Here is a 290-nt window from a genome sequence, read left to right as displayed (position 1 = left end):
CCGGTATTGGCTGCCAACGTCGTAATGGCGTTAGAGGTATTGGTTAAGGTGTAAACACCACCAGAACCCAATAGCAAGAGACTTGGGGTGCTAATTAAATTAGACTGAGTTACGGTGCCAGTGGAGCTCAATGTCACACTGGTGCTTGCTGTTAAACCAGTCGTATTAACAGCGCCAATCGCAAAACCACTGTTCTCTAAGAATGAAACAGTGCCAGTATTACCAGCTAAGGTGGTGATGGCATTACCAGTATCAGTCAGGGTGTAAACGCCGTTCGAACCAAGGAGCTC

Annotated in this window: 1 protein-coding gene; it reads right to left on the bottom strand. The window is 47.2% G+C overall.

Features of this window, described 5'->3' with window-relative positions; genetic code table 11:
* The coding region (locus tag ICN23_RS09910) for a hypothetical protein (RefSeq protein ID WP_216232087.1) at window positions 1-290 on the bottom strand (290 nt) is incomplete at both ends.

The sequence above is a fragment of the Polynucleobacter sp. MWH-Jannik1A5 genome, assembly GCF_018881795.1.
Taxonomy (GTDB): Bacteria; Pseudomonadota; Gammaproteobacteria; order Burkholderiales; family Burkholderiaceae; genus Polynucleobacter.
Note: the sequence above shows the minus strand (reverse complement) of the source record. Positions and strands in the feature narration are given on the sequence as shown.